At 73.6% G+C, this 23,416-nt stretch carries 21 protein-coding genes; 9 read left to right on the top strand and 12 right to left on the bottom strand.

Annotated features, from left to right (window positions below):
- Positions 1–4 precede the first annotated feature (4 nt).
- The 6 genes from AB0873_RS23860 to deoC all read right to left on the bottom strand — a co-directional run bounded on the left by AB0873_RS23860 (position 5) and on the right by deoC (position 6,080).
- Positions 5–1,255, bottom strand: a complete 1,251-nt coding sequence (locus AB0873_RS23860) for a cytochrome ubiquinol oxidase subunit I (RefSeq protein ID WP_366602249.1) — start codon at positions 1,253–1,255, stop codon at positions 5–7.
- Positions 1,256–1,410: 155 nt separating this feature from the next.
- Positions 1,411–2,316: a M56 family metallopeptidase gene (locus AB0873_RS23855; RefSeq protein ID WP_155328928.1), complete on the bottom strand. Its 906-nt coding sequence runs from the start codon at positions 2,314–2,316 to the stop codon at positions 1,411–1,413.
- Positions 2,317–2,326: 10 nt separating this feature from the next.
- Complete coding sequence (locus AB0873_RS23850) at positions 2,327–2,821, bottom strand: BlaI/MecI/CopY family transcriptional regulator (RefSeq protein WP_366602246.1); 495 nt, start codon at positions 2,819–2,821, stop codon at positions 2,327–2,329.
- A gap of 46 nt (positions 2,822–2,867) precedes the next feature.
- Positions 2,868–3,692: an aldehyde dehydrogenase family protein gene (locus AB0873_RS23845; RefSeq protein ID WP_366602245.1), complete on the bottom strand. Its 825-nt coding sequence runs from the start codon at positions 3,690–3,692 to the stop codon at positions 2,868–2,870.
- On the bottom strand, positions 3,685–5,115 hold the full coding sequence (locus AB0873_RS23840; protein WP_366602243.1) for an aldehyde dehydrogenase family protein: 1,431 nt from the start codon (positions 5,113–5,115) through the stop codon (positions 3,685–3,687). Before AB0873_RS23840 ends, AB0873_RS23845 begins: the two co-directional genes overlap by 8 nt.
- A 5-nt stretch (positions 5,116–5,120) precedes the next feature.
- Positions 5,121–6,080, bottom strand: a complete 960-nt coding sequence (gene deoC, locus AB0873_RS23835; RefSeq protein WP_366602241.1) for a deoxyribose-phosphate aldolase — start codon at positions 6,078–6,080, stop codon at positions 5,121–5,123.
- A 124-nt stretch (positions 6,081–6,204) separates the two neighbouring features.
- On the opposite strand from deoC, the gene upp reads away from it, so the two are divergent.
- Together upp and AB0873_RS23825 are read left to right on the top strand one after the other, a co-directional pair.
- On the top strand, positions 6,205–6,837 hold the full coding sequence (gene upp / locus AB0873_RS23830) for a uracil phosphoribosyltransferase (RefSeq protein ID WP_155328923.1): 633 nt from the start codon (positions 6,205–6,207) through the stop codon (positions 6,835–6,837).
- A gap of 63 nt (positions 6,838–6,900) precedes the next feature.
- Positions 6,901–7,578: a GPP34 family phosphoprotein gene (locus tag AB0873_RS23825; RefSeq protein ID WP_155328922.1), complete on the top strand. Its 678-nt coding sequence runs from the start codon at positions 6,901–6,903 to the stop codon at positions 7,576–7,578.
- A 53-nt stretch (positions 7,579–7,631) separates the two neighbouring features.
- On the opposite strand, the gene AB0873_RS23820 is transcribed toward AB0873_RS23825, so the two are convergent.
- Together AB0873_RS23820 and AB0873_RS23815 are read right to left on the bottom strand one after the other, a co-directional pair.
- Entirely contained in the window at positions 7,632–9,353 is a 1,722-nt protein-coding gene (locus tag AB0873_RS23820; RefSeq protein ID WP_366602240.1) for a phospho-sugar mutase, read from the bottom strand.
- A gap of 48 nt (positions 9,354–9,401) precedes the next feature.
- Positions 9,402–11,402, bottom strand: a complete 2,001-nt coding sequence (locus AB0873_RS23815) for a serine/threonine-protein kinase (RefSeq protein ID WP_366602239.1) — start codon at positions 11,400–11,402, stop codon at positions 9,402–9,404.
- 204 nt (positions 11,403–11,606) lie between these two features.
- On the opposite strand from AB0873_RS23815, the gene AB0873_RS23810 reads away from it, so the two are divergent.
- Entirely contained in the window at positions 11,607–13,190 is a 1,584-nt protein-coding gene (locus tag AB0873_RS23810) for a methylmalonyl-CoA mutase family protein (protein ID WP_366602237.1), read from the top strand.
- 656 nt (positions 13,191–13,846) lie between these two features.
- The gene (locus AB0873_RS23805) at positions 13,847–15,106 is read left to right on the top strand and encodes an amidohydrolase (RefSeq protein WP_155328918.1); all 1,260 of its coding nucleotides are present in this window, start codon (positions 13,847–13,849) and stop codon (positions 15,104–15,106) included.
- On the opposite strand, the gene AB0873_RS23800 is transcribed toward AB0873_RS23805, so the two are convergent.
- Positions 15,063–16,103 carry a DUF4349 domain-containing protein gene (locus AB0873_RS23800; RefSeq protein WP_366602235.1) on the bottom strand — a complete coding sequence of 347 codons (1,041 nt, stop codon included), beginning with the start codon at positions 16,101–16,103 and terminating at the stop codon, positions 15,063–15,065. The two genes, AB0873_RS23805 and AB0873_RS23800, sit on opposite strands and share 44 nt — an antisense overlap.
- Positions 16,104–16,257: 154 nt before the next feature.
- On the opposite strand from AB0873_RS23800, the gene AB0873_RS23795 reads away from it, so the two are divergent.
- From AB0873_RS23795 to AB0873_RS23780, 4 genes are read left to right on the top strand one after another with little or no spacing between them, the layout of a single operon-like run.
- Complete coding sequence (locus AB0873_RS23795) at positions 16,258–16,887, top strand: MBL fold metallo-hydrolase (RefSeq protein ID WP_155328916.1); 630 nt, start codon at positions 16,258–16,260, stop codon at positions 16,885–16,887.
- Positions 16,888–16,893: 6 nt separating this feature from the next.
- On the top strand, positions 16,894–17,829 hold the full coding sequence (locus tag AB0873_RS23790) for a hypothetical protein (RefSeq protein ID WP_366602233.1): 936 nt from the start codon (positions 16,894–16,896) through the stop codon (positions 17,827–17,829).
- 37 nt (positions 17,830–17,866) lie between these two features.
- A complete protein-coding gene (locus tag AB0873_RS23785; protein ID WP_366602231.1) occupies positions 17,867–18,607 on the top strand; it encodes a hypothetical protein in 741 nt (246 codons plus the stop codon).
- A gap of 55 nt (positions 18,608–18,662) precedes the next feature.
- Positions 18,663–19,625 carry a GNAT family N-acetyltransferase gene (locus tag AB0873_RS23780; RefSeq protein ID WP_366602229.1) on the top strand — a complete coding sequence of 321 codons (963 nt, stop codon included), beginning with the start codon at positions 18,663–18,665 and terminating at the stop codon, positions 19,623–19,625.
- Positions 19,626–19,698: 73 nt separating this feature from the next.
- Here the strand turns inward: AB0873_RS23780 and AB0873_RS23775 are convergent, their stop codons facing one another.
- Positions 19,699–20,154, bottom strand: a complete 456-nt coding sequence (locus tag AB0873_RS23775; RefSeq protein WP_155328912.1) for a gamma-glutamylcyclotransferase — start codon at positions 20,152–20,154, stop codon at positions 19,699–19,701.
- Between the two features lie 106 nt (positions 20,155–20,260).
- On the opposite strand from AB0873_RS23775, the gene AB0873_RS23770 reads away from it, so the two are divergent.
- The gene (locus AB0873_RS23770) at positions 20,261–21,664 is read left to right on the top strand and encodes an NAD(P)H-quinone dehydrogenase (protein WP_366602228.1); all 1,404 of its coding nucleotides are present in this window, start codon (positions 20,261–20,263) and stop codon (positions 21,662–21,664) included.
- Here AB0873_RS23770 and AB0873_RS23765 read toward each other — a convergent pair.
- Both AB0873_RS23765 and AB0873_RS23760 read right to left on the bottom strand, forming a co-directional pair.
- A complete protein-coding gene (locus AB0873_RS23765) occupies positions 21,621–22,238 on the bottom strand; it encodes a DUF998 domain-containing protein (RefSeq protein WP_366602226.1) in 618 nt (205 codons plus the stop codon). The two genes, AB0873_RS23770 and AB0873_RS23765, sit on opposite strands and share 44 nt — an antisense overlap.
- A gap of 149 nt (positions 22,239–22,387) precedes the next feature.
- On the bottom strand, positions 22,388–23,026 hold the full coding sequence (locus AB0873_RS23760; protein WP_155328909.1) for a VTT domain-containing protein: 639 nt from the start codon (positions 23,024–23,026) through the stop codon (positions 22,388–22,390).
- Positions 23,027–23,416 lie beyond the last annotated feature (390 nt).

Below are 23,416 nucleotides of genomic sequence, written 5' to 3'. Positions count from 1 at the left end.
TCCCTCAGGCGAAGGCGGGTTCGGGGCGATGGTCGGCCGGCGGGTGCTCCGGCCGGCGGCCGAGAGCGGGATCGACGGCGCCACCGGCGGCGTGCCTCGCCAGCAGCACCCAGTTGGTGACGGCGAGCGTGCCGAGGAGCAGCGTGAAGCCGATGAGGGAGGCGAGCATCACCCCGGGGCCGACACCGGAGACGGCCTGGTCCGTGGGGAGCAGCCCGTACGCCACCCAGGGCTGCCGGCCGACCTCGCGGGCGATCCAGCCGAGGATCGCCGCGACGAAGGGCAGCGGCAGGGCGAGCAGCAGCAGCCAGAGCGGGAAGCGGAGCCGGATGATCCAGTCTCGCCAGAGCAGCGGCAACAGCAGCCAGAGCGTGCCGAGGCCGAAGCCGATGAGGATCATGAACCCGAGCCCCACGCTGGCCAGCGCCGGCGGGGTGTAGTCGCCGGGGCCGAACCGGGCGGTCCACTCGGCCACCAGCGCGTCCGCGCCCGGGCCGCCGCCGAACTTGGTCGGCTGCACCTCGCCGACCGGCCCGAACTGGGCGAACCCGAAGCCCTGCACCAGGGTGATCGACAGCGCGGCGGTGACCAGGCCGATCCGCAGGGCGGTGCGGTGGAGCGCGAAGTCGGGCGTGCGCCGCAGGAGGTGCCCGGCGCTCACCGCGGCCATCAGCATCCCGCCGACGAGCAGCGACGCCGCGATCACGTGCCCGAGCGCCATGCCGAGGCTCGGGTTGGTGAGCAGGGCGGTGAAGTCGGTGAGGTGCGCGATGCCGTCCCGGACCTCGTACCCGACCGGGTTCTGGAGCCAGGAGTTGGCGACCATGATCCAGAACGCGGACGCGTACGCGGTGATCGCCACACCGTAGAGCAGCGCCAGGTGGACGCCCCGGCGGAGCCGGTGCCAGCCGAAGATCCACATGCCGAGGAAGGTCGACTCCAGGAAGAAGGCGACCAGGGTCTCGATGGCGAGGGGCGCGCCGAAGACGTTGCCCACGTAGCGCGACAGCCCGCTCCAGTTCAGCCCGAACTGGAACTCCATCACGATGCCGGTGGCGATGCCGAGCACGTAGTTGATCACGTAGAGCTGGCCCCAGAAGCGGGTCAGCCGCTCGTAGACCGGCTTGTCGGTGAGCACCCAGGCGGTCTGCAGGCCGACCAGCAGCGTGACCAGCCCGAGCGTCACCACCACGAAGAGGAAGTGGATCGACGTCGTCGTGGCGAACTGGAGGCGGGCGAGGAGCAGCGTGTCCATGGTCGGCCCTCCCGATGATCGGCTGCTGTCGTAGAGAGCCTACACGTAGCCTGACTACCTATAGCCACTACTACGTAATGTCGTAGGGAACTCTACGACATTACGTAGTAATCGTGGGGGTCGGTCGGCCGGTCGAGACCGCCGGCGCGCCAGGCTCAGCTGAGGAAGAGGGAGACCGGCAGGGCGGCCAGGGTCGACGCCACGCTGAGCGCCGCCGCCCCGATCAGCCGGGACGGCCGGCCCGAATCCAGCAGGCGCTGCACCCGGACGTCCAGGTCCCGGTCGCCCATGCCGAGCGTGCCGGCCGGCGTGATCCGGGCACCGGCGGCCGCGAAGCGGCGCAGCGCACCCGCCAGGGGCGCCTCGTCGTGCAGCTCACGGGCCTTGTCGTCGGCGCGCATCTCGACCAGCAGGGCGACCCGCTCGTGCGCGTCACGCACCCACCCGACCCACGGCAGCGCCCGGCAGAGCGCGGTGAACGGCAGCAGCACGAGGTCGTGCCGCTCCTGGGCGTGCGCCCGCTCGTGGGTGAGCACAGCCGCCAGCTCGGCCCGGTCCAGCAGGTCGAGGGTGCCGGCGCTCACCACCACGCGGGGCCGCACCCCCGGCAGGCAGTACGCCGCCGCGCTGGGGTGGTCGAGCACCAACGCCCCCGGCACGGTCGGGTCCCGGCGGGCGACCAGCGTCAGCAGGTCGCGGTGGCGGCGCTGGGCGCGGACGGCGGCATGCACGCTGCGGACGGTCGTGGTCAGCAGCACCGCCCCGATGCCGAAGCCCACGCCGACCAGCCCCAGATGGATCGCGCCCACCCCGACCGGCAGGGTGCCGTCGCCCAGGTCCGTGGCGAGCGCCCACAGGGCGCTGCCGGTCGGCCGGTCGTACGCCGCCAGGCCCAGGGCGATCGGCAGGCCCATCGCGGAGAGGCCGACGGCCAGCCCGACCGCCTGCCAGCAGAGGATCGCGACCCGGGGGCTGTGCCACGTCCACCTCGAGCCCGCCAGCACCTGCGCGGTGAGCCAGCAGGCCAGCACCGAGACGCCGAAGTGCACCGCGTAGGACATGGCCCCGCCCCTACCGGTCCGCCGCCTCGTCGGCCAGGCGTACCCGCCCGGCCCGGTCGGTCGTGGGAGTCTCGACCCGCTGGGTGAGCGGCCCGGCGTCGGCCGGCCCGGTGCCCTCCGCCGGGGTGGCGGTGTCGCTCCGACCGGCCTCGGCGCCGAGCGCCGCGCGCAGCACGTCGGCCTCGGTGCCGGTGACCGAGCGGGCGAAGCGCACCAGCGCCGCGTCCCGGCTGCCGCCGAGGTCCAGCGCGTCGAGCATGAGCTGGGCGATGTGCGCCTCGCGGCTCCCGGCGGCCCGGTACCGCCAGGCCCGCCCCTCGCGCTCGCGCCGCACCATGCCCTTGCCCGCGAGCCGGTCCAGCACCGTCATCACGGTCGTGTACGCCAGCTCCCGCCCGGCCAGGGCGTCGGCCACCTCGCGCACGGTGACGCCGTCCGACGTGGCGGGGACCGAGTCCCACAGCACGTCCATCACCGCACGTTCGAGATCACCGAGCCGAGTCACGCCACAATCCTACCCCGCGTAGTAGAGCTCTCCCCGACGGGACGGATCAGACTCCCTTCGGGTGCCAGACCGTCTTCGTCTCCAGGAGGGTGGTCATCCGGGTGATGCCCGGGTCGGCGAACCAGTCGTGGTCGGCCGGAGCCGGCCGGAGCACCCGCTTGAGGTTCTCCGCGGCCTTGACCTCCAGGTCGGCGGCGAGGGCGGCGTCGGCCACCCCGGTCAGGTCGATCGCGTTGACGTCCATGTGGCTGGCCAGCGTCGGCACCGTCTCGGCGAGGCGACCGGTGAGGATGTTCACCACGCCGCCGGGCAGGTCGGAGGTGGCCAGCACCTCGGCCAGGGTCACCGCCGCGAGCGGCGCCGACGGCGACGCCGCCACCACGACCGTGTTGCCGGTGACGATCGCCGGGGCGATCACGCTGACCAGGCCCAGCAGCGCCGGAGCCTCCGGCGCCACCACGGCCACCACGCCGGTCGGCTCCGGAGCCGACAGGTTGAAGTACGGCCCGGCGACCGGGTTGGCGCCCCCGTACACCTGGGGGAGCTTGTCGGACCAGCCGGCGTACCAGACCCAGCGGTCGATCGCGGCGTACACCTCCTCGTCGCGAAGACCCAGGGCGCCGAACTGCTCGCGGCGGCCCTCCAGCATCTCGGCGACCCGGTAGAGGATCTGACCCCGGTTGTACGCGGTCGCCCCGGCCCATCCCTTCACGGCGGCGCGGGCGGCGACCACCGCGTCCCGCGCGTCCTTGCGAGAGGAGAGGGCGACGTTGGCGTCCTGCACGATGTACGACCGTCCCGACTCGCTGCGCGGGAACTTCCCGCCGATGAAGAGCTTGTACGTCTTGCGTACCGCGACCCGCTCAGACATTGAGGTACCCCTCCAGCCCGTGCCGGCCGCCCTCGCGACCGTAGCCCGACTCCTTGTACCCGCCGAACGGCGAGGTCGGGTCGAACTTGTTGAACGTGTTGGCCCAGACCACGCCGGCGCGGAGCCGGTCGGCCATCCACAGGATCCGGGAGCCCTTGTCGGTCCAGATCCCGGCCGACAGCCCGTACGGGGTGTTGTTGGCCTTCTCGACGGCCTCGGCCGGGGTGCGGAAGGTCAGCACCGACAGCACCGGCCCGAAGATCTCCTCCCGGGCGATCCGGTGGGCCTGGGTGACCCCGGTGAAGATCGTGGGCGCGAACCAGAAGCCGCGGTCGGGCAGCTCGCACGGCGGCGACCAGCGCTCGGCGCCCTCGGCCGCGCCGGCGTCGGAGAGCTCCCTGATGCGGGCGAGCTGCGCCGCCGAGTTGATCGCGCCGATGTCGGTGTTCTTGTCCAGCGGGTCGCCGACCCGCAGCTGAGCCATCCGGCGCTTCAGCGACTCCAGCACCCGGTCGGCGACGGACTCCTGGATCAGCAGCCGGGACCCGGCACAGCAGACGTGCCCCTGGTTGAAGAAGATGCCGTTGACGATCCCCTCGACGGCCTGGTCCACCGGCGCGTCGTCGAAGACGATGTTGGCGGCCTTGCCGCCCAGCTCCAGGGTGACCTTCTTGCGGGTGCCGGCCACCGCGCGGGCGATGGCCTTGCCCACCTCGGTGGAGCCGGTGAAGGCCACCTTGTCCACGCCCGGGTGCTCGACCAGCGCCCGGCCGGTGTCGCCGGCCCCGGTGACGATGTTGACCACGCCGGCCGGCAGGTCGGCCTGCTGGCAGATCTCCGCGAAGAGCAGCGCGGTGAGCGGGGTGGTCTCGGCGGGCTTGAGCACCACCGTGTTACCCGCCGCGAGCGCCGGGGCGATCTTCCAGGCAAGCATGAGCAGCGGGAAGTTCCACGGGATGACCTGCGCGGCCACGCCGAGCGGCTTGGGGTCGGGGCCGAAGCCCGCGTACGGCAGCTTGTCGGCCCAGCCGGCGTAGTAGAAGAAGTGCGCGGCGACCAGCGGGACGTCGACGTCGCGGGACTCCCTGATCGGCTTGCCGTTGTCCAGCGACTCCAGGACGGCCAGCTCGCGCGAGCGCTCCTGGATGATCCGGGCGATGCGGAACAGGTACTTGGCCCGGTCCCGGCCCGGCATCGGCCCCCAGACCTTCTCGTACGCCGTCCGCGCCGCGCGGACCGCACGGTCGACGTCGCCGGCGCCGCCCTCGGCGACCTCGGCGAGGACCTCCTCGGTGGCCGGGTTGACCGACTTGAACGTGCCGCCGTCGGTGGGGTCGACGAACTCGCCGTCGATGAACAGCCCGTACGAGGGCTTGATGTCCACCACCGAGCGCGACTCGGGGGCGGGTGCGTATTCGAACATCGCGCTCAGTCCAGGGTGAAGTAGTCGGGACCGGAGTACACGCCGGTCTTCAGCTTGGTGCGCTGCATCAGCAGGTCGTTCAGGAGGGTGGAGGCGCCGAAGCGGAACCAGTCCGGGTCCAGCCAGTCCGGGCCGACCGTCTCGTTGACCATGACCAGGTACTTGATGGCGTCCTTACTGGTCCGGATGCCGCCGGCGGGCTTCACGCCGACCTGCCGGCCGGTGGCGGCGCGGAAGTCGCGGACCGCCTCCAGCATCACCAGCGTCACCGGCGGGGTGGCCGCCACCGGGACCTTGCCGGTCGAGGTCTTGATGAAGTCGCCGCCGGCCAGCATCGCCAGCCAGGAGGCGCGGCGCACGTTGTCGTACGTGGCCAGCTCACCGGTCTCCAGGATCACCTTCAGGTGGGCGTCCCCGCAGGCCTCCTTGGTGGCCACGATCTCGTCGTAGACCTCCTGGTAGCGGCCGGCCAGGAACGCGCCCCGGTTGATCACCATGTCGATCTCGTCGGCACCGGCCTCGACGGCCGCCCGGGTGTCGGCGAGCTTGACCTCCAGGGGCGCCTGCCCGGACGGGAAGGCGGTCGCCACGCTGGCCAGGTGCACGCCGCTGCCCTGGAGCACCTCGGCCACGTACGGGACCATCGCGGGGTAGACGCAGACCGCGCCGACGTGCGGGCAGGACGGGTCGGCCGGGTCGGGGCGCAGGGCCTTCGCGGCGAGCGCCCGCACCTTGCCGGGGGTGTCGGCCCCTTCGAGCGTGGTCAGGTCGACCATCCGGATCGCCAGGTCGATCGCCTGGGCCTTGGCCGCGGTCTTGATGGAGCGGGTGCCGAGCTGGGCCGCCCGCTGCTCCGCGCCGACCTGGTCCACGCCGGGCAGGCCGTGCAGGAAGGTCCGCAGAGCGGTCTCGGATCGTCCCAGCTCGGAGAGGTCCGACCGGGCCGACGTCGCTGTCGCCGTCATGACCCGAAGTCTACGCACGTCACCGGTACGTGATCTTGGCCACGGCGGGGGTTCGGGTGAGCGCCGTCGCTGGTCCGGCCACACCGGCGGTGCCCGTCGCGGCGGGCGGGTAGGTTGAGCGACCGTGGACGTACTCGTCATTGACCACCCGCTCGCCCAGTCGCGGCTGACCGCGATGCGCGACGCCCGGACCGACTCCGCCTCGTTCCGGGCTGCGCTGCACGAACTCACCACCATGCTGGTGTACGAGGCCGCGCGCTCCTTCCCCGTCGAGCGGTACCCGGTGCAGACCCCGGTCACCGCCACCGAGGGCACCCGGCTGGCCAACCCGCCGCTGCTGGTGCCGGTGCTGCGGGCGGGTCTCGGCATGGCCGACGCGGCGCTCGGCCTGCTGCCGGAGTCGTCGATGGGCTTCGTCGGCCTGGCTCGGGACGAGGAGACCTTCGAGCCGCGCGCGTACATGGAGTCGCTGCCGCGGGACCTGAGCGGCCGGCCGGTGCTGGTCCTCGAGCCGATGGTGGCCACCGGCGGCTCGCTGGAGCACTGCTGCCGGCTGCTGGCCGACCGGGGCTGCACCGACATCACCGTGCTCTGTGTGCTGGCCGCCCCCATGGCCATCGAGCGGCTGGAGCGCTCCGGCCTGCCGCTGCGCCTGGTGACGGCATCGGTCGACGAGGGCCTCAACGACCGCATGTTCATCGTCCCCGGCCTCGGCGACGCGGGCGACCGCCAGTTCGGCGGCATGCCCCGCTTCTGAGCGCTCCGGCGTCGGGCGCGTCCCGGCGCACGGGGGTGCGGACAGGCGCTAGCGTTCCTGGCCATGACTGGTGTTGCGCTCGCCGAGGAGTTGCTCCTCCTCGCGTACGACGACGAGACCGGCAAGGCGACCATGCCCCGGATCAGCCTCGACCTGGGCATGGCCGCCGCCGTGCTCATCGAGTTGGCCCTGGCCGGACGGATCGCGTACGCCGACGGCAACCTCGCGGTGGTCGACCCGACGCCGACCGGCGAGCCGGTCGCCGACCAGGTGCTCGCCAAGATCGGTGCGGACACCCCGCACAGCCCCTCGTCCTGGGTGCAACGGCTCCGGCACGGGCTGCGCGACCGGATCCTCGGTGACCTGTGCCGCCAGGGCGTCGTCCGCGACGTCGACGAGACCGAGCTGGGCTTCATCCACGTGCACCGCTACCCGGTGGTCGACCCGAGCGTGGAGGCGGACACCCGCCGCCGGCTCGCGGAGGCGCTGACCGGCTCCGCCGCCCCCGACGAGCGGACCGCCGCGCTGGCCACGCTGGTCGCGGTGCTCCGGATGGAGCCGGCGCTCGGCGTCGACGGCGGCACCGCCGCCGACGCCCGCCGTCGGCTGACGGAGATCGCCAGCGGGGCCGGGTTCTCCGGCGACGTGAGTCTCGAGGACTCGGTGGTCCGTCCGTCCGTGGCGCTGGTCGTGACCGCCCTCGGCCACGCCGTCGACGCCGCCCTCGGCCCCCGCCGCTGAGCTGTAAGGAAGGGCCCCTTCCTCTACCGCAGGCGTTAAGAAGGGGCCCTTCCTTACACCCCCAGCGCGGTGGCCACCTCGGTGCGTAGCGTCGCGACGGCGGCCGCCGCCCGGGTCCGGGCCGCGGCGACGTCGCCGTCCGCGACCGGCTCCACCACCTCCAGGTACGCCTTGAGCTTCGGCTCGGTCCCGGAGGGCCGGATCACCACCCGGGCGGCGGCGCTGCGCAGGATGACGACGTCCGCCTCGGGCAGCAGGTCCCGGGATTCGGTGACCGGCTGGCCGAGCAGGGTGTCCGGGGTGGCGGCCCGGATCCGGTCCATCATCACGGCGATCATCCGCAGGTCGTCGACGCGTACCGAGAGCTGGTCGGTGTGGTGCACGCCGAACTCGGCGGCCAGCTCGTCGAGCCGGTCGGTGAGCGTCCGCCCCTGGGCCCTGAGGCCGGCGGCCAGCTCGGCCACGGTCAGCGCGGCGGTGATGCCGTCCTTGTCGCGGACCATGTCCGGGGCGACGCAGTAGCCGAGCGCCTCCTCGTAGCCGAAGACCAGCGGCGCCGACCCGCCACCGGCCCGCACGATCCACTTGAACCCGGTCAGCGTCTCGTCGTACGGCAGGTTCCGGGCGGTGCACATCGCACGCAGCAGCGACGACGAGACGATGGTGGTGGCGTAGAGGCCGGTGACGCCGCGTCGCATCAGGTGGTCGGCGAGGAGCACACCCACCTCGTCACCGCGCAGCATCCGCCAGCCCGGTGCCCCTCCGCCCGCCCCTGGCCCGGCCACCTCGGCGCGGGCGCTCGTCGCCGGGTCGGTCTCCCGCACCACCACCGCGCAGCGGTCCGCGTCCGGGTCGTTGGCGATGGCGAGGTCCGCGCCGGTCGACCCGGCCAGGGCGGTCAGCCGGTCGACCGCGCCGGGCTCCTCCGGGTTCGGGAACGACACGGTGGGGAACGCCGGATCCGGCTCGGCCTGGTCGGGCACCATACCGGGGACGGCGAACCCGGCCCGCGCGAACGCCGCCGTGAGCACCGCCGCCCCGACCCCGTGCAGCGGGGTGTACGCCACCGTCAGGTCGCGGGGCCCGTCCGGCGCCACCACCGCGGCGGCCCGCTCGACGTACGACGTCACCAGGTCGTCGCCGAGCACCTGCCCGGGCGGGCCCAGCGGGACCTCGGCCAGCGGGCCGACCGCCCGGATGGCCGCCTCGATACCGGCGTCCGCCGGAGGCACGATCTGCGCGCCGGCGCCCAGCTCACCGCCCAGCTCCGCGCCGAGGTAGACCTTGTAGCCGTTGTCCTGCGGCGGGTTGTGGCTGGCCGTCACCATCACCCCGGCGACCCCGCCGAGCCGGCGCACCGCGTACGCGAGGACCGGCGTGGGCAGCGGCCGGGGGAGCAGCAGGGCCGGCCGGCCGGCGCCGGTGGCGACCTGGGCGGTCCGTTCGGCGAAGGCACGGGAGCCGTGCCGGGCGTCGTACCCGATCACCAGCGGACCGGAGCCGCCCTGGGCCGCGAGCCAGGCGACCAGCCCGGCGGCGGCCTGGGTGACCACCGCGAGGTTCATCCCGTTCGGGCCGGCACGAAGCGGGCCGCGCAGGCCCGCCGTGCCGAAGGTCAGCGGGCCGGCGAAGCGGTCGGCCAGCTCGGGCGCGCTGACCGGCAGCCGGTCGAGCACCGCCTGGAGTTCCGCGCGGCTGGCCGGGTCCGGGTCGTCGTCGAGCCAGCGCCGGGCTTGCTCGCGAATGTCGTCGATGTCAGTGGTGTCCGCCGGCATGCCTCTTGATAGCACGCCGACGGATCATCACGTGGGCTCGCCCTCGGCTCAGCCGGCGTCGGTGAGCTGGAACGAGTTCGCCATCGCCTCGAAGATCGGCCGGCTCTCCTCGAACTTCGCGTCCGTCGAGGTGAGGTAGAACGAGTACGCCTTGCCGTCGTGCACCACGCCGCGCCACTTGCCGTGCCGCTTGGCGTCGCCCTCACCGCAGGTGTACTCGAATTCCGCCGCCGGCCGGCCGGCCCAGTCGACCTCGTTCATGGCGATCTGGGCGTACGGCTTGGTGCAGGACTTCGAGCGGGTACGCAGCCCCTCCTCGGCGACCTCCGCCCAGCGGACCGAGGTGGTGGAGAACTTCTCCACCAGGATCCGCACCTTGCGACCGTCGTCCTCCGGATCCACGTAGTCCACCCAGTCACCGGCGCTCTTGCGCTGCCAGCCCTGCGGCACCATGACCCGGACGCCCTTGGCGGAGTGCTCCTTCATCTCCGGCACGCCGGCCGCCGGGGCCGCCGAGGTGGGTGCCGCCTGTGGAGTGCCCGGCGGCGTGTCGTCGCCGCCGGACAGGGCGATGACGCCGAGCAGGAGCACCACGGCGAGCCCGCCGGCGGCGGCCAGCTGGACCTTGCGCGGCCAGCCTTTGACCCGGCCGACGAGCTGGCCACCGGTGCCGCGCACCCGGCCGACGAGTCCACCGCCGGCCGGGGCGGGCGGCGGCGCCCACGCCTGGCCGGTGCCCGGCACCGACCACTGGGCACCGCCCAGCTGCTGCGTGACGTGCGGCGGGCCGCCGTAGCCGCCGGCGGCGATGTGCTGGGTGGCGTCGGGCGCGCCGCCGTAGCCGCCGACCCGTTGGGTGGTGTCGGCGCCGTAGGTCCGGCCCGGTGCGGGCATCGCGCCGGTGGGTGTGTGCAGCGGCCCGGCGAGCGCGTCGGCGCTGGTGTCGTCCATCGCGGCGGCCTTGCCGGCACCGACCGCCGGGCGTCCGCCCCGGCGCAACGCCGCCAGCCGGTCGGTGAGCGACTCGCCCGGCGCGAGCATCGCGCGCCCGCCGATCTGGCCGCTCGGCTTCGGCTGCTCCGGCTGGACGGCCGGCGCGGGTGGCAACGGCCGCTGCTGGACGGGGACCACCGAGTACGGGTCGGTCACCGAGTGGACCGCGGCGGCGGTGCTGGTCAGCGGGCCGGCGAGCAGCTCACGCAGCATGGCCCGGGCGGTGTGCACGTCCAGCCGGCGGGCCGGGTCCTTCTCCAGCAGGCCCATCAGCACGGGAACCAGCGGGCCGCTGCGCTGCGGTGGGGCGGGCGGGTCCTCGACGACGGCGTGCATCGTCTCGATCGGGTCGCCCTTGTCGAACGGTGGCCGCCCCTCGACCGCCGTGTAGAGCGTCACCCCGAGGGAGAACAGGTCGCTGGGCGGGCCGAAATCCTGGCCCATGGCCCGCTCGGGCGAGATGAAGTGCGGCGAGCCGAGCACCATGCCGGGCGTGGTGAGCTGCACGTCGGTGGGCATCCGGGCCACGCCGAAGTCGGTCAGCACGCAGCGGCCGTCCGAGCAGATCAGCACGTTGGCCGGCTTGACGTCGCGGTGCAGCACGCCGATCGCGTGTGCCACCTCCAGCGCGCCGAGCAGCGCGATGCCGATCTTCGCGACCACCCGCTGCGCGACCGGCCCGTCCTCGATCACCATGTCGGCGAGGCTGCGGGCGTCGAGCAGTTCCATCACGATCCACGGCCGGCCGCCCTCGGTGACCACGTCGTAGACCTGGACCACGGCCGGGTGTTGGATCGCGGCGGCGGCCCGCGCCTCGCGCAGGGTGCGCTCGTACATCGCGTCACGGTCGCTGGGGGCCAGCCCCGGAGGCAGGACGACCTCCTTGACGGCCACGTCCCGGCGCAGCAGCGTGTCTGTCGCACGCCAGACCGTGCCCATTCCGCCGTTGCCCACCGCCGAGCGCAACGAATAGCGCCCGCCGATGGTGGTGCCGGATGTCGCGCGGCCGCTGGGGGGACTGACTGGTCCGCCGCTCCACGTCGGGATCTGAGTCACTGAAGAGCCACCGGGGGATATCGAGGGGGCTGGGACACAACCCCCCTATCTTGCTGGTTCCGGGGCCCGATGCGAAAGCCGACGCGGCGGACGTTTGATGAACTGACGGTACGTGCCCGACCCTTCACCTCTGGTCGACCGTCCGGGACGGAGTGTGCGGAATCCCTCACCCGGGGCCCGGCCAGCTCGTCCTACCATCCGGGGATGAGCGAACGGCGGTCGAGCGAGTCCGGTTTCCCGATCAAGGGCGTGTACACGGCGGCCGACCTTCCCGGGGACCTGGACTCCCGGCTGGGCGGCCCGGGCGAGTACCCGTACACCCGCGGGGTCTACCCCACCATGTACACGTCGCGCCCCTGGACGATGCGCCAGTACGCCGGCTTCGGCACCGCCACCGAGTCCAACGCGCGGTACCACCAGCTGCTGCGGGCCGGCACGATGGGCCTGTCCGTCGCCTTCGACCTGCCGACCCAGATGGGGTACGACTCGGACGACCCGATCGCGCACGGTGAGGTCGGCAAGGTCGGTGTCGCCATCGACTCCATCGAGGACATGCGGCTGCTCTTCGACGGCATCCCGCTGGACAAGGTCTCCACCTCGATGACCATCAACGCTCCCGGCTCGGTGCTGCTCCTGCTCTACCAACTGGTCGCCGAGGAGAACGGCGTGCCCGGCTCGGCGCTGAACGGCACGATCCAGAACGACATCCTCAAGGAGTACATCGCCCGGGGCACGTACATCTTCCCGCCGAAGCCGTCGCTGCGCCTGGTCGCGGACACCTTCGCGTACTGCCGCAAGGAGGTGCCGAAGTGGAACACCATCTCCATCTCCGGCTACCACATGGCGGAGGCCGGCGCGTCGCCCGTGCAGGAGATCGCGTTCACCCTGGCCAACGGCGTCGAGTACGTGCGCGCCGCGGTGGCCGCCGGGCTCGCCGTCGACGACTTCGCCCCCCGGCTGTCGTTCTTCTTCGTCGCCCGTACGACGCTGCTGGAGGAGGTGGCGAAGTTCCGCGCCGCCCGGCGGATCTGGGCCCGGCTGATGCGGGACGAGTTCGGCGCGAGGAACCCGAAGTCGATGATGCTGCGGTTCCACACCCAGACCGCAGGGGTGCAGCTCACCGCCCAGCAGCCGGAGGTGAACCTGGTCCGGGTGGCGGTGCAGGGGCTCGGCGCGGTGCTCGGCGGCACCCAGTCGCTGCACACCAACAGCTTCGACGAGGCGATCGCGCTGCCGACCGAGAAGGCCGCCCGGCTCGCGCTGCGGACCCAGCAGGTGCTCGCGTACGAGACGGATCTGACCGCCACCGTCGACCCGTTCGCCGGGTCGTACGTGGTGGAGGCCATGACCGACGAGATCGAGACCGCCGCGGACGCGTTGATGCAGCGGGTCTTCGAGCACGGGTCGGCGGTCGACGCCATCGAGGCCGGCTTCCAGAAGCGTGAGATCGAGCAGTCCGCGTACCGGATCGCGCAGGAGATCGACTCCGGCGAGCGGGTCGTGGTGGGCCTCAACCGGTTCGCGATCGACGAGGAGGAGCCGTACGAGCCGCTGCGCGTCGATCCGGCGATCGAGGCGGCCCAGGCGGAGCGGCTGGCGAAGCTCCGTGCGGAGCGGGACAACGACGCCGTCGAGCGGGCCCTGGCGGAGCTGCGCGCCGCCGCCGAGGGCGGCGACAACGTGCTCTACCCGATGAAGGAGGCGCTGCGGACGCGCGCCACCGTGGGGGAGGTCTGCGGCACGCTGCGCCAGGTGTGGGGTCTCTACCGGCCGTCGGACCGCTTCTGACGGCACGCGTCGCGCGCTCGTCGAGATCCCGTCGAGGCGCCACCCGGAGACTTGTCCGGGTGGCGCCTCGTGGTGACGTACGGGCGGCGCAGGTCGGCGGGGGTGTGATCGACGGCGTACAGTTGTCGCCACCTCCCCGCCGCCGGTCGGCGGCGCAGACGCGGAGAGGGGCGCGCGCGACGACGCCGGCGCCCGCTCCCGCCCCCGGGGCGGCGCGGCCCACCGGTCGCGGCGTATGCCGGAGACCTTTTCCGGGTAACCCGGCCGGGTGATCGGGGACGCACACCGTGTGCGGTCGGGTGCAGCCCGAACGTGTGAACGTCTGCGGGGCCTCGTCGCCGAGCGTGGTCGGGTAGTTGTCGGAGTGTCAGTTAACACATCCGACTAATGCCACAATTCGGAAAGACGGCTCGGAGCCGGTGACGATTTCGTGACCCGCGAAACGGTTACGCGTTGTAGGAGGTGTGGGGCAGATGACGGCGTTCGACCGCGATCTACCTGCTGTCCCGCTGATTTACGAGCGTCCCGAGCAGGGCGTTCGTGACGCAGCGCGCTCTGACCGCTACCGGAACGAGGTTGCGCAGCGTCACCGCCGGAGGTCTAGGCTGTCTGCTGTTCCTGAAGATCCATCCATTTCTAGTGATCGAGAATTCGACGTGACGAGTGCGTTGACGCTGCCGACCGGCAGCCAGCTGGCGTCGTCCTGGATTGAGGCGCCGACCGGGTCCCAGCCCCTGCCCTTCGAGCTGGACCACCTGCTCGCCCTCCGGGTACCCGGGTTGATCGCCACCCGCCGTCACATCCACTCGCACCCGGAACTCTCCGGCGAGGAGTTCGAGACCGCCGCCCTGGTCGCCCGTGAGCTGTCGCTGGCCGGGCTGCGCCCGCGAATGCTGCCCAAGGGCAACGGCGTCATCTGCGACATCGACGGTCGCCCCGACGGCCCGGTGATCGCGCTCCGCGCCGACATCGACGCGCTGCCGCTGACCGACACCAAGGACGTGCCGTACCGCTCCACGGTCGACGGGGTCTGTCACGCCTGCGGCCACGACGTGCACACCACGATCCTGCTCGGGGTGGGCATGCTCCTCGCCCAGCTCGCCGACCTCGGGGAGCTGCCCGGCCGGGTGCGCCTGATCTTCCAGCCGGCCGAGGAGATCCTGCCCTGCGGCTCGCTCGAGGTCATCGAGGCCGGTGGTCTCGACGACGTCGCGCAGATCTTCGCGCTGCACTGCGACCCGAACCTGCCGGTGGGCAAGGTCGGCCTGCGGGTCGGGCCGATCACCGCGGCCGCCGACAACGTGACCGTCCGCCTCACCGGCCCGGGCGGGCACACCGCCCGACCGCACCTCACCGTCGACCTGGTGGACGCGCTGGGCCGGCTCATCACCGAGGTCCCCGCCCTCGTCGCCCGGCGGGTGCCGGCCAACAGCGGGCTGCTGCTGGTCTTCGGCCACGCCTCGGCCGGCACCCGGTACAACGTCATCCCGTCGGAGGCCTGCGCGGCCGGCACGCTGCGGGTGATGGACCGCGACACGTGGGAACTGGCCCCGAAGGTGGTCGGTCAGGTCGTGCGGGACGTGATCGCGCCGACCGGGGCGACGGTGGACCTGGAGTACCTGCGCGGCCGGCCCCCGGTCAGCAACGACTCCCGGGCCATCCAGATCCTCACCGCGGCCACCGCCGCCGCGCTCGGCCCGGAGGGCATCGCCGAGACCCCGCAGAGCATGGGCGGCGAGGACTTCTCCTGGTACCTGGAGTACGTCCCCGGCGCCCTCGCCCGCCTCGGCGTCGGCCGCTCCGGCCCGAACGTCGACCTGCACCGCGCGTCGTTCGACGTGGACGAGCGGGCCATTCCGGCCGGCGTCCGGGTCATGGTGCAGACCGCGCTCCGGGCACTGGCGGTGGCGAGCTGATGCCGCCCGGGTTCCCGACGCCCTGACCCGCCGTGTCCGGCGCCGCGGTGGCGGTGGCCGGGCCGGCGGTGGCGGTGGCCGGCGTCGCGGCGACCAGCGCCGGCTGCGGCCGGCGGCGGCGCACCAGCCACACCAGCAGGCCCACCGGTACGCCCACCGTGACCAGCCACGGAAGCAGCGCCCCGAGGACGGTCAGCAGCACGGTCAGCGAGGCCAGGAAGACCTTCCACCCGGCGTCGAGCCCGGCCAGGAAGCCCACCCGTTCCTCCCCGTCGACCGGGCGGGCCTCCGGCCCGACCAGCGACACCGTGATCGTGGAGAGGGCGGTGAGATCGGCGAGCCGGCGCTTCTTCGCCTCGAGCGAGGCCAGGTCGGCCTCGCGGCGGGCCAGCTCGTTCTCCAGGGACACCAGGTCGGTGATCGAGGTGGCCCGGGCCAGCAGTCGCCGGCCGTTCTCGACCCGGGCCCGCTGGGTGGCGATCCGGGCGTCCAGGTCGACCGTCTCCTCGGTCACGTCCTCGGTGCTGATCTCCTGGCGTTGCCGCGTGCCCAGCTTGGCGATCTCGTCCACCACCGTGGTGAACTTCGCGGCCGGCACCCGCAGCGTCAGCTCGGCGGTGGCGTCCCCGTCGGCGCTGCGCCGCTGGTCGCCGCCGACGAAACCGCCGGCCGTCGTGGTCAGTGCGATCGCGTCCCGGGCGGCCCGGTCCACGTCCTGCACCTGTACCCGCATCGAGCCGGTGTAGACGATGGCGCGCTGGTCGACCCGCAGGTCCGCCGGTGCGCCGCCCGCCGCCGTCCCGGGCTGCCCGGCCCCGGCCTGCGCGTCGGCGGCCGCCGGCCCGCCCCGGTCCGCGCCGCCCTCCACGCCGGTGACCGGCTGCTCCGCGGCGCTGTCGTGCCCGCCGCTCCCGCCGCCGCAGCCGCCGGCGGCGAGTACCGCCACCAGCGCCGCCGCGAGCACCACACCCCGCCGGCGTGGTCCGATTCCGCCCATCCCCGCTCCGATCGTCGGCGGCCGGCCTCCGGGCCGGCCCGCGCCTTGTCCGCAGCCCCGTGACCGGGGCGATCGGTCAGACGGGACGCGGTGCCGCGTCCGTTCCGGCAGACTGCGCTGAGGACGTCACGATTCGATAATCGAGGAGTCACGAATGCGGCTGACCAAGTACGGCCACTCCTGCGTACGCGTCGAGCACGACGGCGGGGTCCTGGTCGTCGACCCGGGGATCGTCAGCGAGCGGGCCGCGCTGGACGGAGCGGACGCCGTACTGATCACCCACGAGCATCCCGACCACGTCGATGTGGCGGCCCTGGTCGAGCAGCACGACCGTCGCCCGTTCGCCGTGTACGGTCCGGCCTCGCTCGCCGCCACCCTGGACGGTCTCGCCGACGTGCTCACGCCGGTCGAGGCGGGTGGCCGGTTCACCGCGGCCGGCGTCCCGGTCCGCACCTACGGCGGGCGGCACGCCGTGATCCACCCCGACATCCCGGTGGTGGAGAACCTGGCGTACCTGATCGACGAGCGGGTCTACCACCCGGGCGACTCCCTCGTCGTCCCCGACGACATCGAGGTGGACACGCTCTTCCTGCCGATCCACGCCCCGTGGACCAAGTTCTCCGAATCGCTGGACTTCCTCCGCGCGGTGGCGCCGCGCCGGGCGTACGCGCTCCACGACGGTTACCTCAACGACAACGGGCTGGGCGTGCTGAACGGCAACTTCAGCCGGCTCTTCGAGGGGGATTACCGGCGGCTCGAACCGGGCACCCGGGTCGACGCCTGAGCGGCGATGCCGGATCCGCCCCGGGAGCTGGTGCGCCAGCTCTACCGCACACCCCCCGACAAGTTCGTCGCCGCGCGGGACGCGGCGGTCGCCGAGGCCCGGCGTGCCGGCGACGCGCGAACCGCCCGGGAGATCGCCCGGCTGCGCCGCCCCACGGTGGCCGCCTGGCTGGTCAACCTGCTCGCGCTGGAGCGGCCGGAGCTGGTCGCCGACCTCGGCCGGCTCGCCGAGTCACTGCGGGCCGCCCAGCGCGAGCTGCGCGGGGCAAAGCTGCGCGAGCTGTCGGCCCAGCGTCGCGCGGTCGTCGGTGCGCTGCTCGGCGAGGTGCGCAAGCTGGCGGCCGGGGTCGAGGGCGCCCCGCCGGCCGGGAAGCTCCCGCTGGGCGAGGTGGAGGCGACCCTCAACGCCGCGCTCTCCGACGCCGAGGTCGCCGAGCAGGTGCGCTCCGGGCGCCTGCTGCGGGCCGCCACGTACGCCGGGTTCGGTGAGGTGCCCCGGCCGCAGCTGCGCCTGGTCACCGGCGGCGAGGAGGAGGCCGCCGAGCCGCCGCCCCGGCCCCGCGGGGCGGACCGGTCGGCGATGCGGGCCGAGCAGGCGGAACGGGCCGCCCGGGCCGAGCGGGCCCGCCGCCGCCGTGCGTTGGAGAAGGAGCTGGCGAAGGCGCGTACCGACCAGGAACGGGCCGAGGCGGAGCTGACCGGCGCGACGGAGGCCGAGCGCGACGGCGCTGCCGCCCTCGACGCGATCGAAGCGGAACTGGCCGAGCTGGAGCGGCGGCGGGCCGTCGTGGAGCAGGACCTGAGCCGGGCCAAGCTGGCCCGGCGGGCCGCCGAGCGGACGCTCACCGCCGCCCGACGCCGCGCCGGCGAGGTCGAGGCGGCCGTGGAGGCGCTCGACGCCGAAGCGGAGGATGCCGGCACCCGCGGCGGCACGGCAGACTGACCCCTGTGGACGGACGGGTGGTGCGGGGAGCGGGGGCGTGACCCCGGAGCAGGTGGCGGCCGGGTGCAAGCCGGCGGTGCTGGAGCTCGGGGACGCGTTCACCCGCTGCCCGGTCACCCTGCGCCAGGCCCGCCTGCTCGGCATCTCCGGGTGGGCGTTCTACATCGCCGGGCGGGCCGGCGCGCTCGGTGACGTACGCGCGGAGACGGTGGCCGCCGCGCTCGGGTTCATCGCACCGGAGGCGGTCGCCGACGGCTGGGACGCGGCCCTGCGGACCGTCCGGCCGATGCAGGTGGCGACCGTGACGCTGGCCGAGTGCTGCCGGTGGGGCGACGAGAACCTCGACTCCGTGCCCGGTGCCGGGCGGCTCGCCGTGCTGCTGGGCCGGGCCGTCGACGCCGCGGACGCCACCGGCATGCCGCTGTTCGCCGCGTGGCGGGCGATGCCGGTGCCGGAGCGGACCGCCGGCGCCCGGGTGGCGGTGAGCCTGCGCCTGCTGCGGGAGCACTTCGCCGGGGCGCACCTGCTCGCCGTGCGCGCCGCCGGCATGACGCCGCTGGAGGCGGTGCTCGCCGGGCCGGAGGGCGAGGCCGGTGCCGTGGCGTGCGGCTGGCCGCCGCCGTACCCCCCGGTGGGCCCACTGGTCCGGCGGCGGCTGTGGGCGGAGGCGGTGACCGACCGGTTGGCCGCGCCGGCGTTCGCGGCGCTCGGCCCGGCCGACGGTGCCGAACTGGTGGATCTCCTGGCCGCCTTCCGCGCGCACCGGCGCCGCCCCTGACCGGCGCGCCAAAAATCGGCGGCGCTCCGGCCGGCGGTTTGCCAGGATCGGCCCCGTGACCCTCCCCGCCGGTTGGACCGCCCGCCGACCCACCCTCGACGACGTCCCCGCGATCCTCGCCGTGGTCCACGCCGCCGACGTCTTCGCCGTCGGCTACCCGGACTTCGACGCCGAGGACGTCAAGGCCGCCCTCACCGCACCCTTCACCGATCCGACCCGGGACTCCTGGGTGGTCAGCGATCCGGAGGGGAGGCTCGTCGCCTGGGCGACCGTGGACAACCCGACCGGGGTGGGCCGGGAGTTCGTGGAGGTCTACGTCGACCCGGAGCACGGCGACGACCTGCGCGCCCCGCTGCTCGCCCGGATGCTCGACCGGGTGGGCGAGCGGGCCGCCGAGGGGGGCGTGCCGGCGCTGACCGCCCGCGTGTCCGTCTTCGCTCCCGAGGTCCGGTGGGCGGCGGAGGTCGCCGACGCCGGCTTCACCCTCGCCAAGCGGTACGTGGGGATGCGCCGGAGCCTGGCCGACCTGCCCGCCGAGCCGCCGCCCCCGCCCGGGGTCACCGTCCGCCCGCTGCGCGGCGACGACGAGTCGGACCTGCGGGAGTTCTACCGGATCTTCGACGTCGCCTTCCGGGACACGCCGGACTACGAGCCGGTCGGTTTCGAGCGGTGGCGGGAGCAGCTCCGCCTGTACGGCACCACCTGGGACGAGTGGTTCGTCGCCGAGGTCGACGGCGTACCGGCCGGCGTGCTGCAATCCTCCGACCAGGGGTTGGAGCAGAACGAGGGGTGGGTGCGGAACCTGTCCGTGCTGCCCGCGTACCGGCGGCGCGGGGTCGGTGCGGCGCTGCTGTGGCGGGCCTTCTCGGCCTACGCGGCGAAGGGCCGGGAGTGGGCCGGCCTCGGTGTCGATCTGACCAACCCGACCGTGCCGGTCACCCTCTACGAGTCGGTGGGGCTCCGTGAGGTGCGCTGGACCGACATGTACGAGCTGGTCGTACCCGCCACCGGTGTGTGATTGACGACCTCCAGCGGGCCCGGCTCACGTCCCCGGCGCGACCAGTAGCAGACTGGAGCCCGTGCGACAGTCCCTAGGCCGAGGCGGTGCCGGTGGGGCGGGAGCGCAGGCCCGTGACGTAGTCGTCCGGCGCGCCCGCCTTCTCGGCGGCGTTCGCGATCTCCGACAGGTACCACGAGGTCGGCAGGCCGCCCTCGTACCCGTCGAAGACGTAGATCCACGCCGTGACGTCGCCGTCCAGGGTCGAGACCCGCACGTGCAGCTTCCGGTACGTGCCGGCGGTGACGCCCTCGATCTCGTCGAGCTGCGCCGCGTCGTACGGGTGGATGTCGTAGAGCGCCACGAACACCCGGTCGCCGGGAGACTCGACGACCGTGCTGACCGCCCCCTCCCAGCCGATCACCCCCTCGCCCGCGAAGGTGAGCCGCCAGCCCTCGAGCCAGCCGGTGCCCACCATCGGCGAATGCGGACAGTAGGCGCGCATCCGGGCAGGGTCGAGGTTTGAGCCGTAGGCGGCGTAATGACGCACGGCGATGACGATAGCCGGGCCGGCCGGTGGGGGAGAATACGACGGTGCGTGTCGGACGCGTTCGGGAGAAGAAAGTCACTGTGAGCATGGACGAGGGGCGAGCGCTGTGAGCCGGATCGTGATCATCGGCGGGGGGCCGGCCGGCTACGAGGCGGCCCTGGTCGCCGCCCAGCTGGACGCCGACGTCACCGTGGTGGAGGCCGAGGGCGCGGGCGGCGCGTGCGTGCTGTCCGACTGCGTGCCGTCGAAGACCTTCATCGCCAGCTCGCAGGTGGTGACCGGCTACCGGGACACCGAGGAGTTCGGGGTGCACTCCGACGGCCTGGAGGCGGTCACGGTCGACGCGCCGGCCGTCCACGGGCGGGTCAAGCGGCTCGCCCTCGCCCAGTCCGCCGACATCCACGCGAAGCTCGTGAAGGCGGGCGTGACCTTCGTGGCCGGCAGCGCCCGGCTCGGTGAGAACACGCTCGGTCATACCCACCGGGTGGTGGTCACGCCCGGTGACGGCGGTGCGGAGTACTCGATCGACGCCTCCACCGTCCTGATCGCCACCGGCGCGACGCCGCGCCAGCTCCCCACCGCCGTGCCGGACGGCGAGCGCATCCTGACCTGGCGCCAGGTGTACGACCTCACCGAGTTGCCCCGGCACCTGATCGTGGTCGGTTCCGGGGTGACCGGCGCGGAGTTCGCCAGCGCGTACCTGGCGATGGGCATCGAGGTCACCCTGGTCTCCAGCCGGGACCGGGTGATGCCGCACGAGGACGCCGACGCCGCGATGGCCATCGAGCGGGTGTTCCGCAGCCGGGGGATGAGCATCCTCAACAACTCCCGTGCCGACGCGGTCCGCCGTACCGGCGACGGCGTCGAGGTGGAGCTCTCCGACGGCCGCAAGGTGCACGGCTCGCACGCGCTGATCGCGGTCGGTTCCATCCCGAACACGGCGAACCTCGGCCTGGCCGAGTACGGCGTCGAGCTGGCCCGTGGCGGATACGTCACGGTCGACCGGGTCTCCCGGACCAACGTGCCCGGCATCTACGCGGCCGGCGACTGCACCGGCGTGCTGCCGCTGGCCAGCGTCGCCGCGATGCAGGGTCGCATCGCGATGTGGCACGCGCTCGGCGAGGCGGTCCGGCCGCTGCGCCTGCGGACCGTCGCGGCGAACGTCTTCACCGACCCGGAGCTGGCCACCGTCGGCGTCTCACAGGACGAGGTCGACGCCGGCAAGGTCCCCGGCCGCCAGGTGATGCTGCCGCTCGCCGGCAACGCCCGGGCGAAGATGGACGAGGTCTCCGACGGCTTCGTCAAGCTCTTCTGCCGTCCCGCCAGCGGCCAGGTCTTCGGCGGCGTGGTGGTGGCTCCCAAGGCGAGCGAGCTGATCCTGCCGATCACGATGGCCGTGGAGAACAACCTGACGGTCAACGAGCTGGCCCAGACCATCACGATCTACCCGAGCCTCTCCGGCTCGATCACCGAAGCGGCCCGCCAGCTGATGCTCCACGAGCTGGAGTGACCGTCGTCAGCGTGGCGGCGACGGTCGCCAGGAGGGCGACCTCGGCGAGGATCAGCAGGCGCTCCACGAGGCCGAGCAGCACCCGGTCCCCGGGGTAGGCCGACCAGACCATCGCGGCGGCGAGCAGGAGACTGGCGACGGCGAACCGGCGTACCCAGCGGGCGGTGCCGGCGGGCAGCCGGTCGGCGAGGAGCCAACCGCCGACCGGCAGCGCCAGGAACGCCGCGACGGAGGCGTACCGGTGCACGTACGCGGCGGTGTCCATCGGCAGGCCCGGCTCGTTGGTCGGCACGGCCGCGGCCAGCAGGAGACCGCCGATCCAGGCCGCCAGCAGCACCTCCGTCACCCGGGGTCGCCGTAGCCGCCGGAGAGCGGGAAGCAGGACGGCCGTGGCCACGGCGAGGACGACCATGGCGTAGTCGATGACGCCGCCCCGATCGGAGACGGCGTAGTCGCTGACCGTCAGCGACCAGGGGTCGAGGTCGTCCACGCCGAGGTGGCCGACCACGGCGAGCAACGCCGCGAGGGCGATCCCACCGAGTGCGAGCAGTCCACTGTTCCGGCTTGCGGGCATGCCTCAGCCTGCCGCCGGAGCCGCCCGAGACGGATCCGGGCGACCCACCGACATCGATCCCGGGGTCAGCCCTTAGGTGCCGCTCACCCGGTGAGATCCTGGAAAATTTCGGCCCCTCCGGAGGCCGTTTCCTTCCAGGTTCCGAGTGTTCAGTCTGATGGGAGGTCGGCGGGGCGGGTGGTGCGGGTGGTCAGGAGGGTCATCGCCCAGCCGGCCGCCGCGAAGCCGAGGGCCGCCGCTCCGGCGATGATCGCCAGGCGCCAGGCCGAGCCGGTCAGGGCGGCGCCGCCCAGGTGGCCGACCAGCGCGCCGTACGACGCCCAGCCCAGGGCGGCCAGCGACTCGTACAGCAGGAACAGCCGGTAGGGGTAGCGGCGACGGCCCGCCGCGAAGCACGCCGCCATCCGGCCACCGGGCACGAACCGGCACACCATGATCACCATCGGCCCCGGCCGGCTGAGCCCCCGCGCGACCCGCCCCGCGACGCGCCGGGCCGCACCGGGCTCGCGCGACCGCCGCGCCGCACGGCTGGCCCGCAGCGTGGCGGCGATCCGGGAGGACGGCGTGCCCCGGCCGAGCAGGTAGCAGGCGAGGTCGCCGGCGAAGACGCCGGCCGCGCCGACCGCGATGGTGACGGGCAGGCTGAGGCCGCCGTAGACGGTCAGCGCGCCGGACGTGATCATGATGGCCTGGGTGGGGATCACCGGGATGAAGGCGTCGGCGATCAGCAGGCCGAGCAGCGCAATGTACGCCAGCGTCGGCGACGCGACCTCACTCAGTTCGGGCACGGCTGTCACCTCGCCGGACGGGCCGATCGGATGTCGGTGAGCCTGACGCAACGACCGGCGTCACCCGGGACGGGTCTCCTCGGTCGTGATCGCCGACACGGCAGGCCCATAGGGGTTCAACGGGCAGGTGGATACGGTGGTGACGGCCTTCGCGGGAATTCCGGAGAGCCGGGGCGCTCGCGGGATCGGCGTCGATCGGCGTACCGTTGTCGGCGCGCGGCCCCGTCGGGTCCCCCGTTCCTGACGAGCAGGCCGCCGCGGGCCGCCGGCAGGTCCCGTGCCGGCGGCCCGCCCCCGGCCCGCCGCCGCCCGCCCGGAGCGCGGGAGGGCGGGGGGGGGGGGAAGGGGGTGGGGGCGGGGGGGTGGGTGTCGGGGGGGGGCGGGTGGTGT

Origin of the sequence: Micromonospora sp. NPDC047707 (genome assembly GCF_040704235.1) — a bacterium.
Classification (GTDB): domain Bacteria; phylum Actinomycetota; class Actinomycetes; order Mycobacteriales; family Micromonosporaceae; genus Micromonospora.
Note: the sequence above shows the minus strand (reverse complement) of the source record. Positions and strands in the feature narration are given on the sequence as shown.